The 16,519-nt window shown below is 70.1% G+C and carries 17 protein-coding genes and 1 pseudogene; 14 read left to right on the top strand and 4 right to left on the bottom strand.

All coding sequences use genetic code 11. The features are described 5' to 3' along the window. Positions 1-123: 123 nt before the first annotated feature. Positions 124-1,857, top strand: a complete 1,734-nt coding sequence (locus ACZ69M_RS43465; protein WP_470058914.1) for an FAD-dependent monooxygenase — start codon at positions 124-126, stop codon at positions 1,855-1,857. Here the strand turns inward: ACZ69M_RS43465 and ACZ69M_RS43460 are convergent. Beyond that, positions 1,838-2,422 (bottom strand): TetR/AcrR family transcriptional regulator, encoded by a 585-nt coding sequence (locus ACZ69M_RS43460; protein ID WP_470058912.1) that lies wholly within the window; start codon positions 2,420-2,422, stop codon positions 1,838-1,840. The genes ACZ69M_RS43465 and ACZ69M_RS43460 overlap by 20 nt on opposite strands. Before the next feature lie 122 nt (positions 2,423-2,544). Here ACZ69M_RS43460 and ACZ69M_RS43455 point away from each other — a divergent pair, with 122 nt between their 5' ends. Then, complete coding sequence (locus tag ACZ69M_RS43455; protein WP_470058910.1) at positions 2,545-3,093, top strand: TetR/AcrR family transcriptional regulator; 549 nt, start codon at positions 2,545-2,547, stop codon at positions 3,091-3,093. 30 nt (positions 3,094-3,123) lie between these two features. Here the strand turns inward: ACZ69M_RS43455 and ACZ69M_RS43450 are convergent, their stop codons facing one another. Continuing rightward, the gene (locus ACZ69M_RS43450) at positions 3,124-4,056 is read right to left on the bottom strand and encodes a quinone oxidoreductase family protein (protein ID WP_470058976.1); all 933 of its coding nucleotides are present in this window, start codon (positions 4,054-4,056) and stop codon (positions 3,124-3,126) included. Between the two features lie 192 nt (positions 4,057-4,248). On the opposite strand from ACZ69M_RS43450, the gene ACZ69M_RS43445 reads away from it, so the two are divergent. From ACZ69M_RS43445 to ACZ69M_RS43415, 7 genes are all read left to right on the top strand, one after another. Then, positions 4,249-5,007 carry an SDR family NAD(P)-dependent oxidoreductase gene (locus ACZ69M_RS43445; protein WP_470058908.1) on the top strand — a complete coding sequence of 253 codons (759 nt, stop codon included), beginning with the start codon at positions 4,249-4,251 and terminating at the stop codon, positions 5,005-5,007. Positions 5,008-5,023: 16 nt separating this feature from the next. Then, positions 5,024-5,698 carry a TetR/AcrR family transcriptional regulator gene (locus ACZ69M_RS43440; protein ID WP_470058906.1) on the top strand — a complete coding sequence of 225 codons (675 nt, stop codon included), beginning with the start codon at positions 5,024-5,026 and terminating at the stop codon, positions 5,696-5,698. Positions 5,699-5,995: 297 nt separating this feature from the next. Continuing rightward, on the top strand, positions 5,996-6,388 hold the full coding sequence (locus tag ACZ69M_RS43435) for a nuclear transport factor 2 family protein (protein WP_470058905.1): 393 nt from the start codon (positions 5,996-5,998) through the stop codon (positions 6,386-6,388). 21 nt (positions 6,389-6,409) lie between these two features. After that, a complete protein-coding gene (locus tag ACZ69M_RS43430) occupies positions 6,410-7,108 on the top strand; it encodes a type 1 glutamine amidotransferase domain-containing protein (RefSeq protein ID WP_470058903.1) in 699 nt (232 codons plus the stop codon). Between the two features lie 172 nt (positions 7,109-7,280). After that, a complete protein-coding gene (locus ACZ69M_RS43425; protein ID WP_470058901.1) occupies positions 7,281-8,150 on the top strand; it encodes a helix-turn-helix domain-containing protein in 870 nt (289 codons plus the stop codon). Positions 8,151-8,315: 165 nt separating this feature from the next. Next, complete coding sequence (locus tag ACZ69M_RS43420) at positions 8,316-9,575, top strand: MFS transporter (protein WP_470058899.1); 1,260 nt, start codon at positions 8,316-8,318, stop codon at positions 9,573-9,575. Positions 9,576-9,731: 156 nt separating this feature from the next. After that, a complete protein-coding gene (locus tag ACZ69M_RS43415; RefSeq protein WP_470058897.1) occupies positions 9,732-10,661 on the top strand; it encodes a quinone oxidoreductase family protein in 930 nt (309 codons plus the stop codon). A 49-nt stretch (positions 10,662-10,710) separates the two neighbouring features. Here ACZ69M_RS43415 and ACZ69M_RS43410 read toward each other — a convergent pair whose 3' ends face one another. Continuing rightward, positions 10,711-10,890, bottom strand: a complete 180-nt coding sequence (locus tag ACZ69M_RS43410) for a hypothetical protein (RefSeq protein WP_470058896.1) — start codon at positions 10,888-10,890, stop codon at positions 10,711-10,713. Here ACZ69M_RS43410 and ACZ69M_RS43405 point away from each other — a divergent pair. Further along, the gene (locus ACZ69M_RS43405; RefSeq protein WP_470058894.1) at positions 10,889-11,257 is read left to right on the top strand and encodes a MarR family winged helix-turn-helix transcriptional regulator; all 369 of its coding nucleotides are present in this window, start codon (positions 10,889-10,891) and stop codon (positions 11,255-11,257) included. The two genes, ACZ69M_RS43410 and ACZ69M_RS43405, sit on opposite strands and share 2 nt — an antisense overlap. 64 nt (positions 11,258-11,321) lie before the next feature. On the opposite strand, the pseudogene ACZ69M_RS43400 reads toward ACZ69M_RS43405, so the two are convergent. Then, positions 11,322-12,115 (bottom strand): annotated as a pseudogene (locus tag ACZ69M_RS43400) (helix-turn-helix domain-containing protein). Positions 12,116-12,394: 279 nt separating this feature from the next. Here ACZ69M_RS43400 and ACZ69M_RS43395 point away from each other — a divergent pair. From ACZ69M_RS43395 to ACZ69M_RS43380, 4 genes are all read left to right on the top strand, one after another. After that, on the top strand, positions 12,395-12,727 hold the full coding sequence (locus ACZ69M_RS43395) for a carboxymuconolactone decarboxylase family protein (RefSeq protein WP_470058892.1): 333 nt from the start codon (positions 12,395-12,397) through the stop codon (positions 12,725-12,727). A gap of 68 nt (positions 12,728-12,795) precedes the next feature. Continuing rightward, a complete protein-coding gene (locus tag ACZ69M_RS43390) occupies positions 12,796-13,203 on the top strand; it encodes a (R)-mandelonitrile lyase (protein ID WP_470058890.1) in 408 nt (135 codons plus the stop codon). Between the two features lie 21 nt (positions 13,204-13,224). Beyond that, positions 13,225-14,241 carry a zinc-dependent alcohol dehydrogenase family protein gene (locus ACZ69M_RS43385; protein ID WP_470058888.1) on the top strand — a complete coding sequence of 339 codons (1,017 nt, stop codon included), beginning with the start codon at positions 13,225-13,227 and terminating at the stop codon, positions 14,239-14,241. 316 nt (positions 14,242-14,557) lie between these two features. Then, entirely contained in the window at positions 14,558-16,480 is a 1,923-nt protein-coding gene (locus ACZ69M_RS43380; protein WP_470058886.1) for a Na+/H+ antiporter, read from the top strand. Positions 16,481-16,519: the final 39 nt, after the last annotated feature.

Below are 16,519 nucleotides of genomic sequence, written 5' to 3'. Positions count from 1 at the left end.
TCCGTCAAAAGCCTTGTATTTTTCCAGGTCTTCCATACAACGGCTTGCCCGTGCGATTCTGACTCCGGTTCAAGAGGTGGGGCCATGAGCGGTCCGACCCTTGCTCAGGAAGGCAGATCTTCTATGTCTGACCAGAACGAGAGAGCCGGATCGCGGCGCGTCCTGGTGGTGGGGGCGGGGCCTGTGGGTCTCGCCCTCGCGACCGAGTTGGGGTGGCGTGGTGTGCCGGTCACCGTGATCGATCAGGGCGACGGCCGCGTGCCCTTTCCGGCAGGTGAGGCGATCTTTTCACGCACCATGGAGCACCTTCGCCGCTGGGGCTGCGCGGAAGAGGCACGCGCGGAGTCGGCTCCGCCTCCGGACTACCCGCACCGCACGGTGTTCGCCACGTCCGCCACGGGACACGTGCTCACGGAGTTCGACTACGGGGTCACCAACCGGTCTTCGGGCGTGTACGCCCCTGTGACCCCGGAAGGCCCCGCGTTCCTGTCCAAGTTCTCCTTCGTGCCGTTGCTCGCCCGTACGGCGAGTGAACTGCCCGGCGTCGAGATCAGGTACGGAACCCGCCTGGAGTCACTGGAGCAGGACTCCGAGGGTGTCCTGGCCGTGGTCCGCGACGTGGCGAGCGGTGCCACTGAGGAGCTGGCCGGCGCGTACCTGGTGGCCTGCGACGGAGGCCGCAGCGGTATCCGTCGGGCTCTCGGCATCGAGTACGAGGGCATGTTCGCGCAGGGCCACAACTTCGCGGTGCACTTCCGTGCGCCGCAATTGCTGGACCTTCTTCGGGAGCGGCTGGGCGGGCCGGCGGTGCAGATTCATACCCTGTCGTCGGCGCGCAGGCCGTACATCACGGTCGTCAACGGCGTGGACGAGTGGCGGCTCTCGGTCTACCTGGACGAGGAGCCCGACCCCGAGTACGTGGTCGCCTGGATCCACGAGGCCGTCGGCGCACCGATCGACGTGGAGGTCCTCGCGGCGCAGCCCTGGAGCGGGCACTGCGTCGTGGCCCGCACCTACCGTGCGGGACGGGTGTTCCTCTCGGGTGACGCGGCGCATCTGCTGTGGCCCAAGGGGGGGTTCGGCGCCAACACCGGGATCGGCGACGCCGTGGACCTCGGCTGGAAGCTCGCCGCGGCCCTCCAAGGATGGGGAGGCCCGGCGCTGCTCGACAGCTACGAACAGGAGCGGCGGCCGATCGCCGTCCGCAACGTCACGGAAGCCTCCAGCAACTGGAGGGCCGACGCGGGGCTCGTCCCCGATCCCGTGCTCGACGGCACGGACGCGGACGGGCAACGGGCCCGGCGTGAAACGGGCGAGGAGATCCGCCGGTCCAGGGCCAAGGAGTTCCGCTGCGCGGGTGTCCAGCTCGGATACCGCTACAGCGGTTCCCCGATCTGCGTGGCGGACGGCAGCCCGGAACCGCCCGACGAGCCGGACCAGTACGTCCCGTCGACGTGGCCCGGCTGCCGCGCACCGCACGTCTGGCTGCCCGACGGCAGCTCGGTGCTGGACCACTTCGGCCGCGGGTTCACGCTCGTGGTCTCCGGGCCGGCGGACCCGTCGCCGCTGGTGGAGGCGGCACGCCGGTGTGGAGTGCCGTTGACGGTGCTGCGCCTCGCCGACCCGGCCGCCGCGGAGCTGTACGAGCGGCCGCTGGTGCTCGTCCGCCCGGACGGTCACGTCGGCTGGCGGGGCCGGCAGGCTCCCGCGGATCCCGTCGCCGTGCTCGACACACTGCGCGGGGCGACGGTCCCGCCCCCGGACACGACCGCGGTCGACGCGGCGCGGGCGGACGTATCAGCGGAAGTCGGTGCTCACCTCGTCCGAGGTGCGGGACTCAGCGCCCACGCCCCTTGACCGCCGAGCTCCCCGCCAGGACGGACTCCATCAGGAACCGGATCATCTCGTGGGCCGGCCGGTTCCGGTCGTTGGGCACGTTCGCGCCTTCGAACACGGCGACCGCGACATCGCGGACGAGCGCGGCGTCGACGCCCGGATCATGATCGAGGCCGCGCTCGGCCATGAGCTCATCGACCAGTCCGACGATCCAGTCCAGGAAGGTGTTGTGGGCGGCGCGAACCGCCTCCGAATGGGGAAGCCGGTCGTGCATGGCCTGGTGCAGCGGCCGGTACAGGCGCATGTCGGACAGCCCGCGCACCAGCCGGCTCAGCGGGTCGGCGCCCGCCTGCTCCTCGTTCAGGATGCGGATCTCGCGGCTGAGCATGCGGTCCATCACCGCTGCGAAGATGTCGTCCTTGGAGTCGAAGTACCAGTAGACGTTGCCCCGGGCGACACCCGCTGCCGCGCTGATGTCCGCCATCGTGGTCTTGGCATAGCCCTTCGCGAGAAAGAGCTCGGTGGCCGCGGCTAGCAGATCACCCGTGCGCTCCTCCCGGGGGATCTGTTGGCGGTTCCGCGGCATCCCGACTCCTCCCATGAGTTCACCACGTCTCAACTGAGTGTAGACACCCGGCAGGCCGTGCCTGCTCGAAAGGAAGGAGTGCTGTGACCGCCGGACCCCGGCGAGAAGTCCCTGGAGATGCCGTGCCGAGGAAGGGACGGCGCGTTCCGCGCGACGAACGGGCCGCGGACCTGCTCTCCGCGGCGACGGAACGGTTCCTGGCCCGAGGTTATGACGGCACGACCATGGCGGACATCAGCGCGGCAGCGGGAGTCGCCCGAGGCAATGTCTACTGGTACTACGCGTCGAAGGACGACATATTCGCCGCGGTGATGGACCGGATGCTCAGTCGCGAGAACCAGGCGCTGGACAGCGAACTCCGTGACCGCGCTCCGCTCACCGCGCTGGCCCGGAGCCTCGCGGACATGCGCCCCTATCGCTCGCTGCACCGGGCGATGCACGAGCGCCTCGACCACTCATCGGCCGTGCGTGAGGCCCACGAGCGCTTCCTGCACTGGATGCGGACGATGGTGTACGAGGTGCTGGAACCGCACCCGGTGGACAGGGAGATGATCGCGGAACTGGCCGTCGCTGTGTTCGAGGGCGCGAACGTGCCCCGCTCACCCCAGCGGCCCGCCCACGAGCTGATCCGGTTCCTGCTGGAAGCGGTCATCGCGCGGGCGAGCGCCTGAGTGGTCTCTTGCGGGCTGAACGGAAATGGGTTACGGCACCAGGACGATCTTTCCGGTGGTGTGACCGGCCATACTCTCGCGATGGGCTGCGGCGGCCTCACGCAGCGGGTGACTGGACGCGATCACGATGCGCAGTCGTCCTGCCGCCGCGGCCTCCGTGAGCTGCAGGCGGGCGGCGTCCCTGATCTCGGTGCCGGGGTCGGCGCCGGGGCCGCCGCCGAGGAGTCTGATCCCGGCCCGGGCCCCGCGCTCGAACGCCGCGATGGTGGCGATACGGGAACGGTCGGTCACGAGTTCCATGGAGACGTCCACCGCCTCGTCGGTGCCCACCAGGTCGGCCGCCGCGTGGATCCCTTCCGGCGCCGCCGCACGTACGCGGTCCGCCAGGCCGGACCCGTACGCGACCGGAACCGCGCCCAGCTCCCTCAGCAGCTCGTGCTTGGCGGGGCTTGCCGTCGCGACGACGCCGGCGCCGCGTGCCACGGCCAGCTGGACGGCCACCAGGCCGACCCCTCCGGCGGCCCCGTGGACCAGCACCGTCTCGCCCTCGCCGAGTCCGACCGCTTCGAGGACGTGTACGGCGGTGACGCCGGCAGCCATCAGCCCGCCGGCCTGCTCCCAGGACAGTCCGGCCGGCTTCGGCAGCACCGACAAGGCCGGTACGACGAGTTCCGCGGCGTACGCGCCCGGCGCGCGATAGGCGATCACCTCGTCACCCACCTGGACCGGACCTGCGGGGCCGGTCGCGTCGGCGCCCACCGCGGTGACCAGACCCGCCGCTTCGACACCCAGCCGCAGCGGCAGCTTCGCCGGATCGGCTCCGAAGGCGCCGCTGTACATCTTGTAGTCGAAGGGATTGACACCTGCCGCACGGACCGCGATGCGCACCTGCCCGGGCCCGGGCTCCGGAACGTCGACGTCGATCACCGACAGGACCTCGGCACCGCCGTAGGCGCTCGCCACTACTGCTTCGCTCATAGTCGCGGACAACACGTTGCTGGAAGCAATCATTCCGCCGTCCGAACTCGCCCTGGAAGCTCCACACGCACAACGGGCGAGCCCGCGCTCGCAGCAGCGCGACCGCAATTTTGAGCGGAGCGCTCCGCTCCGATAAGTTGGATGTAGAACGCATCGTTCCGCCGACTCGGAGGACACATGAAGACGACGAGCAAGCCGACCGCCCTGGTCACCGGTGGCAGCCGGGGTATCGGTGCGGCCACCTCGCGTGAGCTGGCGGCCCGTGGGTACCGCGTGGCCGTCAACTACTTCTCGAACCGCGAGGCTGCCGACCAGGTGGTCAAGCAGATCGAGGCCGACGGTGGCGAAGCCTTCGCCGTGCAGGCCGATGTGTACGACCCCCCTCAGGCGGCCGAACTGCTGGAGCGTTCCACGGCCGACGGGCAACTGGACGTCCTCGTCTGCAACGCAGGTGCCCGCTTCACCCCGACCCCGCTCCCCAACCTGTCCTGGGAGGACTTCCACGCCAAGGTGACGAACGAACTCGCGTCCGCGTTCACCCTCACCCAGCAGGCATTGGCCGTCATGAGCGCCCAGGGCGGGGGCCGGATCGTGTACGTCTCCAGCGCGGTGGCCGACGGCCCACCGACCGTGGGCATGGCCGCGCACGGCACCGCCAAGGCCGCGCTGAACACCTTCGCCCGCTTCGTCGCCTACGAGGCCGGCCCGCTCGGCATCAACGTCAACGTCGTCGCGCCCGGCTTCGTCCGTACCGAGGCCAGCGCCGGGCAGCCGGCCGAGTTCCAGCAGCGCCTGGCCGAGCACACCCCGCTCGGGCGGGTCGCGGAACCGGAGGACGTGGCCCGCGCGATCACCATGCTCGCCGGGGAGGACGCCGGTTTCGTCACCGGGGCTGTTATCACTGTCGACGGCGGGCACGGCGTGGGACGCCGCTGAGGGAGAATGCCGCACCATGGGTGACACGTACGCAGGCAGACCGCGCGGCCGCCAACGGGAGGCGGACCGCAACGACGCCCGCCTCTTCCAGGCCGCGCGCGAGGTCTTCGCCGAGCGCGGCTGGGACGCTCCCGTCTCCGAGATCGCCCGCCGAGCCGGGATCGGCATGGGCAGTCTCTACCGCCGCTACCCCAGCAAGGAGCTGCTGGCCCAGCGCATGCGGATCGCGGGGATGGAACAACTCCTCACGCAGGCGCGCACGGCGCTCGCCGAGGAGCCTGATCCCTGGGCCGCCCTCGTTCGCTTCTTCCGCGACGCGTTGGCCGACCAGGGGACGGGCGGTCCGCTCCTCCCCCTGGTCGGTGGCCGACTGCCGGCAACCGACGAGGTACTGACCGCCGCGGAACGGCTGCGCGCCGCCCTTGACGACCTTGTGGATGGTGCCCACCGGGCGGGCGTGTTGCGCACCGACTTCGGGTCCGCCGACATCCCGTTGCTGCTCGAACACCTCACCCCTCGGATCCCCGTCACCGGCGAGCGTGCCACCGCGCTGCACCTGCGGTACCTCGACCTGGTCCTCGCCGGGCTGGGCACCCCGGACCCCGGTCAGTCCACGGACCTGCACGGGCCCGTACCGCGATGGGCGGAACTCCGAGAGCTGTGGAATGCGCCTGAAAGTGGACCCCGGTAGCGGCCCCATATAAGTGCAACTCCCATCTGATTCTCGGGTGCGGCCCCTTCTGCCATCGGCGTGAAGGGGCCTTTCCCCTTACCCGGATCAGGGCATACAGGGGAAATTTTCTTCCCCCTCACACCGCGCTGTTCGGATGCAATGCTGGATCACGCACAGAGCAAGGCGTTCAAGGTGACTTCCCGCGGTCCGCGACGGCGCTCTTCCTCGACGGTCAAGCCACATTGGTCACCTGATCAGGGCCTTTCTTTCGCCCAGGCGGCATTCCATCCGATTCACCCACCGCAAGGAATCACCATGTCCGAATCCCCGAACATCACCTTGATCAAGCGCCTGTACGAGTCCGGAATGGCGCCGGAGGTCACCGAGGAGGTCATGGCCGAGGACCTCGTCTGGGACATCACCCCGGGCTTTCCGTACGGCGGCGTCTACCACGGTTGGGGCAGTGCGGGGAGGGACTTCTTCGGCAGGCTTGCGCCGAACTTCGAGTCCTTCGGCGCGGTGCCCGAGGAGTTCTTCGCGGACGACGCCGGCCACGTCTTCGTGTACGGGCATTACCACGGCAAGGCCAAGACCGGTAACGAGGTCGACGCCCGGTTCATCCACCTGTGGACCGTCCGCGACGGCAAGGCCGTCCAGCTGCAGCAGGCCGCGGACAGCCACGTCATCCACCAGGCCCTGAAGGGCTGAGACACCACCGGGAGACCACCCATGGCGAAGATCCTCTTCGTGATCACGGCGTCCGACCACTGGACGCTGGCCGACGGCACCCGCCAGCCGGCCGGATTCTGGGTTGAAGAAGCCCTCGGCCCCTACGCCGTCTTCAAGGAGGCCGGGTACGAGATCGCGGCGGCGACCCCCGGCGGGGTGCCGCCCACGGCGGACGCCCTCAGCCTCAGCCCCGAGTTCAATGGCGGCGAGGAAGGCGCCGAGCGCATGCGGACCGCGCTGCGCGAGGCGACCGAGCTGACGCATCCGCTGCGCATCGAGCACGTGAACATCGACGACTACGCGGCCGTGTTCTACCCCGGCGGCTGGGGCCCGATGGAGGACCTGCCCGACAACGCCGAGTCCGGCAAGCTGCTCACCGAGTGGCTCGCCTCCGGCAAGCCGGTGTCCCTGGTGTGCCACGGTCCCGCCGCGCTCCTCGCCACCATTGGCCCCGACGGGACCTCCCCGTTCGCCGGCTACCGACTGACCGGCCTCTCCAACGCCGAGGAGAAGCAGAACGGTCTCGCCGACCGCGCGAAGTGGCTGCTGCAGGACCGGCTCGTCATCGAACTCCAGGCCGACTACCGCGAGGCCGAGCCGTTCACCCCGCACGTTGAGGTGGACCGCACCCTGTTCACCGGCCAGAACCCGGGTTCGGCGGTCCCGCTGGCCCAGAAGGTACTCAAGGCGCTGAGCTGATCTCACGCCGCTTGCCCTCGTGGCGGCCCAGTACGCCTACTGGGCCGCCACGTCCTGTCATGGTTCACCGCCGTACCGGGCCGAACCACATGATTTTCGCGTCGGACGCGCTCCAACGTAGGAAGGATCCTTCCCCCTCACAGCGCGGAGCCCGTGTGCGAGGCTGGAGATCATGAACGGCAACCCGCATCTGAACGAGCTGGGCGAGTTCCTCAAGGCCCGCCGTGCCGAGCTCAACCCTTCCGACGTGGGACTGCGCGGCGGACAGCGCCGACGGGTGCGCGGTCTGCGCCGCGAGGAAGTGGCCCTTCTGGCCGCGATCAGCACCGAGTACTACGCCCGCATCGAGCAGGGCCGCCTGCAGGCGTCGGCTCCCCTCCTGAGAGAGATCGCCCAGGTGCTCCGGATGACCGACGACCAGCGCACCTACCTCTTCGAGCTCGCGGCGAAGGAGAACGTACGGCCGGCCATGCCCAGCGACCGACAGCGGGTGGACACCCAGCTGCAGCGCATGCTGGACGACCTCACCGCCACCCCGGCCTTCGTCATCGGCCGACGGACCGACATCCTGGCCTGGAACCGGCTCGCCGGCGTCCTGTGGACCGACTTCGGGCGCTACCCGGAGCAGGAGCGCGTGTTCGTCCGGCTCCTGTTCACCGAGCCCTGGATGCGCGAGCTGTACGCGGACTGGGAGGAGGTCACACGCCTGGCCATCGCACAGCTGCGCATGGAGAGTGCGCGCTACCCCGGCGACCCGCGCCTGGCCGCCCTCGTCGACGAACTGTCCGCACGCGACGAGCAGTTCCGGCAGCGGTGGACCGAACACGACGTCGCCATGCGGGGCAAGGGCACCAAGAAGCTCCGGCACCCGGTCGTCGGCGAGCTGACGCTCGACTGGGACACCCTCACGTGCGCCACGGACCCCGAGCAGAGCATCATCGTGTGGACAGCCGCACCCGGCTCCCCTTCCCACGACGCACTGCGTCTCCTGGCGTCCTGGGCCGCGGACCCCAAGCGGACGGCGTCCGACACCATCGCCTGACCCGCGGCATCCCGGCTCTTGAGGGGGAGCATTGCTTCCCCTGGTCGGCGCTGCCCCGGGTGGCAAACCTCCCCTCCACAAGCTCGGAGAAGCAAGGAAGCATCGCTGAGCGGCAGAGACCTCACGATGCCCGGCGTATCGAACGCGCCCGGAGGAGAAGAACCCATGCCCGCACCGGACACTCCGGCGTCATCGCCGGCCGCCCCCACATCCGACCACCTGACCCCGCCCACCGCGCGCCGGACCTTCATGACCCGCGGACTGACCTTCCTGTTCGCGGTGGCGGGCGGCGCCGCCGTCGGGAACCTGTACTGGGCGCAACCGCTGCTCGACTTCATCGCCCGGGACTTGCATGCCTCCACAGCCGCAGCGGGGTGGCTCGTCACGGCCACCCAGCTCGGATACGCCGCAGGCATCCTCCTCGTCGTACCGCTCGGTGACGCGTACGACCGGCGACGGCTCATACCCATGATGCTGCTGTGCTCAGCGGTGGCCCTGCTGGGGTGCGCGCTGGCACCCTCGTTCGGGATCCTGCTGATCGCCATCACCCTGCTGGGCGTGACGACCGTCTCCGGTCAGCTGCTCGCCCCGCTCGCCGGTGACCTGGCCGATGACGACAACCGCGGCAGCGTGGTGGGGACCGTGGTGTCGGGCATCCTCACCGGCATCCTGGTGTCCCGGACGATCAGCGGGCTCATCGCCGGTGCGGCCGGCTGGCGCACCCTCTACGTCGTCGCGGCGGTCGCCGCCGCCGGGTTCGCCGCTCTGCTGTACCGGGCGATCCCCTCCCTCGAGCCCAAGACGCAGATGCCCTACCCGGCACTCATCGCCTCCGTCGGGAGGGTCGTACGACGGGAACGCACGGTGCGCTGGACCCTGGTCCTCGGGGCCACGGCCTTCGCCGCCTTCACCATGTTCTGGACGTCTCTGACGTTCCTGCTCAGCGCCCCGCCCTTCAGCTACTCCGTGACGGAGATCGGCCTCTTCGGCCTCGCCGGTGTGGCCGGTGCCCTCGCCGCCCGACGGGCCGGACGCCTGCACGACCGCGGGCTCTCCCTGCCCGCGACCGGGATCGCATGGGCCCTGGTTCTGGCAGCGTTCGTCCTGTCGGCCTTCGCCGGGCACTCCGTGATGCTCGTCGTGGTCGTCATCGTCGTGCTGGACATAGCCGTCCAGGGCGTCAACCTGCTCAACCAGTCGCGGATGTTCGCCGTGTCCGACGAGGCGCGCAGCAGACTCAACACCGCGTTCGTCACGAGCAACTTCCTCGGCGGCGCAATCGGCTCGGCCGCCGCCTCGGTGCTGTGGGCGACGGGCGGCTGGACGGCCGTGACGGTCGCGGGCATGGTCCTCAGCGGCTTCGGCCTCGTCGTGTGGGCACTTGGGCGCCGGGGCCCGCTCGTCGTCCCGCGACGCTCGCAATGACCGCACCGGAGACAGAGCCAGGAGCCCTCATGGGGGGAAGGCTCTCTCCCCCCTACCAACGCATCCCAGCCAAGAAATCTCCCCTTTTCCGCACGCGGGGGAGGCGGAATCGTCGGTTGCCTCAACGACCGCATACCGACCCATGAGGTAATTCGTATGAAGGCTGTAGGTTTCACGGAATTCGGCGGGCCCGAAGTGCTCCAGGTCCTGGAACAGCCCACCCCCGAGCCCGGTCCGGGCGAGGTGCGCATCCGGGTGCGCGCCGCGACCGTCAACGCGGTCGACGCCCTCCAGCGCCGCGGCCCCGGCTCGCCGGACGCCCAGCCGCCGTTCGTTCCCGGCATGGACGCCGCGGGCGTCGTGGACCGGATAGGCCCGGGTACGGACACGGATCTCCGGGTCGGTGACCGGGTGATGGCGATCGTGATGCCCAGCGGCTCGCACGGCGCCTACGCCGAGCAGTGCGTCATACCGGCGGAGTCGGTGGTCCGCGCTCCCCAGGGTGCCTCCGACGCCCAGGCCGCGTCCCTGCCGATGAACGGCCTGACCGCGCGCCTGGCGCTGGACACGCTCGGTCTGCAGCCGGGGCAGACCGTCGCGATCACCGGTGCCGCGGGCGCGGTCGGTGGTTACGCCGTCCAGCTGGCCAAGGAGGACGGACTGCGCGTGGTCGCCGACGCCTCGGAGCAGGACGAGGTACTGATCAAGGAGCTGGGTGCAGACCTCGTGCTGCGTCGCGGGGCCGAGTACCCGGGCCGGGTGCGCGCGGCGATCCCCGAGGGTGTGGACGGACTCCTCGACGGCGCGCTGCTCGACGCCCTGGCCGCGCGGGCCGTCCGCGACGGCGGCCGCGTGGTGACACTGCGCGGCTTCGACGGCCCGGGCGAGCGGGACATCTCCTTCGAGCCGATCGTCGTGTTCCGGTACGCCAAGGAGCGCGCCAAGCTGGACCGGCTGCGGCAGCAGGTCGAGGAGGGCCGCATCACGCTTCGGGTCGCGAGGACGTTCCCTGCGGAGCAGGCCGCCGAGGCGCACCGGCTTCTCGCGAAGGGCGGGGTGCGCGGCCGGCTGGTCCTGACGTTCTGAGGCTCGAAGCACTCGTAAGACACCGCAGCGGATTGCGGGATACCGGTGATCAGGCGGGTACGCCCGCAGCCGCCCCGGTGGCGTGCTCGCCTACCCACCGGGCTCGGGCCTTGTCGAGGTCGAGGGGCACCCGGTCGAAGCCGTCGTAGGACCCGTCCTCCGAGGGAGCGCGCCATATGATCTCCAGGCCGATCCCATCGGGGTCCTCGGCGTACACCGACAGGTGCATGCCCTGGTCCAGGGGACTCACCTTCGCCCGCGGCAAGCTTCTGGCAGCACTCGCGTGCACGGGCCCCAGCCGTATCGGCGCCCTCGCGGAGCGGCTCGGCATCACCGCGCGCAGTAGGACCGAGGCGGTCGACGCCCTGGTGCGCGACGGTCTGGTGCGGCGCAGCCCCGACCCGACCGACCGGCGAGCCGTGCTTGTCAGCCTCACCGAACGCGGCGTCGACCTCATGGAGGAAGTGGAAGGGCCCCGCCGGCAGATCGCGGCCGACCGCTTCTCCGTCCTGAACCCTGAAGAACAGGCCGAACTGCTCCGTCTTCTCGGCATCGTCCGCGCCGCCGCCGAGTCGGCCGAGAACCACGCCGGTTGAGCCGCGTGCCACCCAGGCAGACAAGGGTCGCCGTCACATCCACGACGCGAGGAACCGCAGACCGTCATGTGACCGGGTACCGGGCTCGGCGGTCCACCTGCTGGGAAGGATCAGCCGGCGAGGTCAGGGTGTCCCAGTCGAGCGTGAGGTCGCCGGCGACGGGGTGGCAGAACCTCTTCGTGCCCTTGCTGCGCGACGACATGTGGCGGCCTGCCCACCACTGTCCGAAGTCCTCGTCCAGCACCGAGAGTTCGCCGACCAGCCCGGACAGTCGTGGATCGGCCGGATTCCCGGCGGCCAGCGTGCGCGACTGGGACACGGCGTCGCGGGCCACCGTCCGCCAGTCCGCGTACAACGTCCGCATGCGCAGGTCGGTGAAGAGGATATGCACGTAGTTCGCTTCTCTCTGGGCACCTTCGCGAAATCGGTGAACAGGGCGGCGGCGGGCGGATTCCACGCCAGGACGTCCATACGGCGTCCGGTCACCACGCCGGGAGTCGCGGCGAGGTCGTCGAGCAGCCGACGCAACTGCGGCTGCACCTGCTGTACGCCCTCACGGCACGGTCGTACCGTCTGCCGCCCGGCCAGTTCGTACAGCTGGTCGCGCTCGTCGTCGTCCAGATGCAGGACCCGCGCCAGAGCGGCCAGGACCGGCGCGGACGGCTGGATGCGGCCCCGCTCCAGCCGCGTGTAGCAGTCGGTACTGATGGCGGCGAGCAGAGCGACCTCTTCCCGCCGCAGGCCCGTCACACGCCGCCGGCCACCGGTGTCGGGCGGGCCGACGGTTCGCGGGCTCAGTGCGCCCCGGTGCGCCTTGAGGAACTGTCCCAGCTCGTTCAGGTGCGCGTCGCTGGTCATGGCAGCCAGTGCCGCACCGGCTGTCACTGGTGAAGGGGGGAAGGATTTTTCCCTGGATAAGCCTTGTCCAGGATGGAATTCTCCCCTTCGCGGGCCCGTGTACAGGTGGCAGGGTCGATGACGCGGCCGGTTCGGGATTGCATTCCGGCTGCCACCGGTTTTCCCGCAGGCCAATTGGGCGTGAGGCAGTCGAGCACCGTGACCAGCGTCCGGCCGAGGACCGGGCGGTTCGAAAGCCACCGGGCACACGCACCGAACACACGCTAGGAGCACCACCCCATGACCGAACGGAAGAAGTTCGCACCGCCGGCGATCCAGGAGTTCGCCCCGAAACTCGCCGAGGTGACCGACACGGTCCTGTTCGGCGACATCTGGGAGCGGCCGGGTCTGTCCCCACGCGACCGCAGCCTGGTCACCGTCACCGCTCTCGCCGCGCTCTACCGCACTGACCAGCTCGGTTTCCACCTCGGCAAGGCGCTGGAGAACGGCGTGGCCAAGGACGAGCTGGTCGAGGCCATCACCCACCTGGCCTTCTACGCCGGATGGCCCAACGCCATGTCGGCGATGACCCAGCTGAAGGCGATCGTGGACAGGGCCGAACAGTCCGGCTGAGGCCGCCCCCGCCTCCGCGATGTGGCCGTCGCACCGCCCGGCGGCAGCACCCCCTAGGGAAAGACACCATGGAACTGCTGAAGCAGCCCCCGACCATGAAGCTTCCCGCCGAGTGGTTCACCGGCGACGCCTACGCCGACGTGATCCACCGCGGTGAGGAGCCCTCCCGGATGCGGGCCAACATGGTCCGATTCACTCCCGGCGCCCGCACCGCCTGGCACTCCCACGCCCTCGGCCAGACCCTCCACATCGTCGAGGGCATCGCGCTAGTGCAGTCCCGCGGCGGCGACATCATCGAGGCCCACCCCGGCGATGTCATCTACACGCCCCCGGGGGAGGAACACTGGCACGGCGCCGCGCCCGAACAGTTCATGACCCACCTCGCCCTGTGGGAGACGGACGACGCCACCTGGCTCGAACACGTCTCGGACGACGAGTACAACGGCCCGCGCGACAGCACCCGTACGCGTTCCTGACCCCCGACAGGAGACATCACCATGCGAGCAACGATCATCCACGCGCCGGGTGACATCCGGGTGGAGGACGCTCCGGAGCCGACGATCGCGGCACCGACGGATGCGATCATCCGGACCGTCGCCACCTGTGTGTGCGGCTCCGACCTCTGGGACTACCGGGGCATCAACCCGGTCACCGAGCCGCACCCGATCGGCCACGAGTACGTCGGCATCGTCGAGGAGGTCGGCAGCGACGTGTCGACCGTCAAGATGGGCCAGTTCGTCATCGGCTCCTTCATCGCCTCCGACAACACCTGTCCGGTCTGCCAGGCCGGCTACCACACCTCCTGCCTGCGCCGGGACTTCCCCAACGGCTGCCAGGCCGAGTACATCCGTATCCCCCTCGCCGACGGCACCCTCGTCGCCACACCGGAGCAGCCGGCCGAGGAGCTCATCCCGGGCCTGCTGACCCTGTCCGACGTCATGGGCACCGGCTGGTACGCGGCCAAGGCAGCGGAGGTGAAGCCCGGTTCGACGGCCGTGGTCGTCGGAGACGGCGCGGTGGGCCTGTCCGGTGTCATCGCCGCCAAGGAGCTGGGCGCCGAGCGGATCATCGCCATGAGCCGGCACGAGTCCCGGCAGAAGCTGGCCCTGGAGTTCGGCGCCACCGACATCGTCACCGAGCGCGGCGAGGAAGGCGTGGCCCGGGTCAAGGAGCTGACGAACGGCATCGGCGCCGACTCGGTCCTGGAATGCGTCGGCACCCAGCAGTCGATGCACCAGGCCCTGCTGTCCACCCGCCCGGGCGGCAACGTCGGCTTCGTCGGCGTACCCCACGACGTGGCCGTCGACGGCCAGGAGCTGTTCTTCTCGCACGTCGGCCTGCGCGGCGGCCCCGCCCCCGTGCGCGCCTACCTGCCCGATCTTGTAGACCGCGTCTTCAGCGGCCGTATCAACCCGGGCAGGGTCTTCGACCTCACCCTGCCGCTGGACGAGGTCGCCGAGGGATACAAGGCCATGGACGAGCGCCGCGCCATCAAGACGCTGCTGCGTCCGTGACAGCCCGGCGGTGGTGGGTGCGGGATCGGCCGCACCCAGCATCGTCGGCACCATCGAGCCGTGACCCATCTCGGTCGACCTCTCGGCACCACGCCCACCCGACCGCCTCCTACGCCCACCCGGTCTCAGGAGCCCACCGCATGTCCGCCCCGCTCACCGTGTCAGCACACAGACCTCCGGTGGCGCTCGACAGCGCCGTCCGGAGCGGTTCGGGCCCCGGGTGCCCATCGCCGTCGCCACGGCCAATCTCCTCCTCAGGCCCGCGCAACACCACTGACGAGTCAGTTGCCGAGGCAGGCAGAGAGGAGAACCACCGATGACTACATGGACGAGCGACGAACTCGACCGCATCGGCGCCGCCGACGAGTTGGAAATGGCGCCGCTCCGGCGCGAAGGCACCCTGCGCAAGCCGGTGCCGATCTGGGTCGTCCGCAACGGTGACGACCTGTACGTCCGCTCCTACCGCGGCACCGACGGCGCCTGGTGGCGCACGGCACGCGCGACCCACGAGGGACACATCCGCTCCGGTGGCGTCGACAAGGACGTCGCCTTCGTCGAGGTGACGGACGAGGACGTCAACGACCGTATCGACGCCACCAAAACGGGCCGTCGAACCGCCACCTCCGCCCGGTCTGACACAGGAGTAGACGCCATGCTCGGTCTCGAACTCGTCGTGCTCCTCGGCGCGGCCGTGCTGGTGGGCAACGTCCTGGGGCAGCGTTTCGGTGTCGCACCGCCGGTCGTGCTGCTCGTCGTGGGTGCTGTCCTCGGGCTTGTCCCCGCCGTCCGCCAGACGCAACTTCCGCCGGAAGTAGTGCTGTTGCTCTTCCTTCCCGTGCTCCTGTACTGGGAGAGCCTGACCACGTCGAGTCGGGAGATCCGTTCGAACCTGCGCGGCATCGTGCTGCTCAGCACGGTCTTGGTGATTCTCACCGCGTGGGCCGTGGCGGTCGCCGGGCGCGCGCTCGGACTGCCGTGGGGACCAGCGTGGGTGCTGGGCGCGGCGGTGGCCCCCACCGACGCCACGGCGGTCGGCGCCCTGGCCGGCGCCCTCCCGCGCCGGCAGGTCACGGTGCTGCGCGCGGAGAGCCTCGTCAACGACGGCACCGCGCTGGTCATCTACGGGCTGGCCGTCGGTCTCACCGTCGGCGAGGAACACCTCACCCTCCCCCACGTCGGAGCCCTGTTCCTGCTGGCCTACGGCGGCGGGGCGGCGGTCGGCGTGGCGGTCGCCTGGGTCAACATGAACCTGCGGCGCCGCCTGGAGGACCCGCTGCTGGGCAACCTCGTCATGATCCTGGCGCCGTTCACGGCGTACCTGCTCGCCGAGCTGATCCACGCCTCCGGGGTCCTCGCGGTCGTCGTCAGCGGGCTGATCATGGCCCAGGTCGCCCCGACCCTCATCAGGGCCGAGCACCGCCGCCAGGCGATGGCCTTCTGGCCGCTGACGACCTTCATCATCAACGGGGCACTGTTCGTGCTGGTCGGTGTGGAACTTCAGTACGCACTGCGCCAGATGAGCCGCTTCGACCTCCGAGACGCCCTGATCGCGGTCGGTGTGGTCAGCGTGGTGCTGGTCGCCGTACGGTTCGCGTTCCTGTTCGCCTCCGCCTACCTGATCCGCGCGATGGACCGGCGTCCGCAGCAGCGGCTGCGCAGAATCAGCAACCGGGCGCGCGCCGTCAGCGGGTTCGCGGGTTTCCGGGGCGCGGTGTCACTCGCCGTGGCGCTGTCGGTGCCGGAGACCCTGGACTCGGGCGCGCCCTTCCCTGGTCGCCCCTTCATCGTCTTCGTCACCTCCGGCGTCATCGTGGTGACGCTCGTGGTGCAGGGGTTGCTGCTGCCGGGTGTGGTGCGCTGGGCCCGGCTGCCGCGCGACACGTCCGTCGAGGAGGAACAGGTCCTCGCCGAGACCACGGCGACCGAGGCAGCCGTCAAGGCACTACCGCAGCTCGCCGCCGGCCTGGGCACCACCCCGAAGGTCGCGGAGTGGCTGCGCCAGGAGTACGAGGCCCACCTGGCCGCCGTACAGGCGCGGGGCGCGGGCTCCGACGGCGATCCCGCCCTGCTGCACAACCGCCACTACACCGAGCTCCGCCTCGCCCTCATCGCCCACAAACGCGCGACCGTCGTCCGGCTGCGGGACGAGCAGCAGATCGACGACACCGTTCTGCGCCGCCTGCAGACCGCCCTCGACCACGAAGAGATACGGCTGGCCGGTCGTGAGCAGGTGGAGTGAGCCCGCGCCAACCCCCTTGGCATGTGACCTACGAGAGAG

The organism is Streptomyces sp. NPDC107454 (genome assembly GCF_055582885.1).
Note: the sequence above shows the minus strand (reverse complement) of the source record. Positions and strands in the feature narration are given on the sequence as shown.

Coding starts and splice junctions, on each gene's coding strand:
- ACZ69M_RS43465 (WP_470058914.1), top strand. CDS start 124: ATGTCTGACCAGAACGAGAGAGCCGGATCGCGGCGCGTCCTGGTGGTG.
- ACZ69M_RS43460 (WP_470058912.1), bottom strand. CDS start 2,422: ATGCCGCGGAACCGCCAACAGATCCCCCGGGAGGAGCGCACGGGTGAT.
- ACZ69M_RS43445 (WP_470058908.1), top strand. CDS start 4,249: ATGAAGACGACGAGCAAGCCGACCGCCCTGGTCACCGGTGGCAGCCGG.
- ACZ69M_RS43440 (WP_470058906.1), top strand. CDS start 5,024: ATGGGTGACACGTACGCAGGCAGACCGCGCGGCCGCCAACGGGAGGCG.
- ACZ69M_RS43435 (WP_470058905.1), top strand. CDS start 5,996: ATGTCCGAATCCCCGAACATCACCTTGATCAAGCGCCTGTACGAGTCC.
- ACZ69M_RS43430 (WP_470058903.1), top strand. CDS start 6,410: ATGGCGAAGATCCTCTTCGTGATCACGGCGTCCGACCACTGGACGCTG.
- ACZ69M_RS43425 (WP_470058901.1), top strand. CDS start 7,281: ATGAACGGCAACCCGCATCTGAACGAGCTGGGCGAGTTCCTCAAGGCC.
- ACZ69M_RS43420 (WP_470058899.1), top strand. CDS start 8,316: ATGCCCGCACCGGACACTCCGGCGTCATCGCCGGCCGCCCCCACATCC.
- ACZ69M_RS43415 (WP_470058897.1), top strand. CDS start 9,732: ATGAAGGCTGTAGGTTTCACGGAATTCGGCGGGCCCGAAGTGCTCCAG.
- ACZ69M_RS43405 (WP_470058894.1), top strand. CDS start 10,889: ATGCCCTGGTCCAGGGGACTCACCTTCGCCCGCGGCAAGCTTCTGGCA.
- ACZ69M_RS43410 (WP_470058896.1), bottom strand. CDS start 10,890: ATGCACCTGTCGGTGTACGCCGAGGACCCCGATGGGATCGGCCTGGAG.
- ACZ69M_RS43395 (WP_470058892.1), top strand. CDS start 12,395: ATGACCGAACGGAAGAAGTTCGCACCGCCGGCGATCCAGGAGTTCGCC.
- ACZ69M_RS43390 (WP_470058890.1), top strand. CDS start 12,796: ATGGAACTGCTGAAGCAGCCCCCGACCATGAAGCTTCCCGCCGAGTGG.
- ACZ69M_RS43385 (WP_470058888.1), top strand. CDS start 13,225: ATGCGAGCAACGATCATCCACGCGCCGGGTGACATCCGGGTGGAGGAC.
- ACZ69M_RS43380 (WP_470058886.1), top strand. CDS start 14,558: ATGACTACATGGACGAGCGACGAACTCGACCGCATCGGCGCCGCCGAC.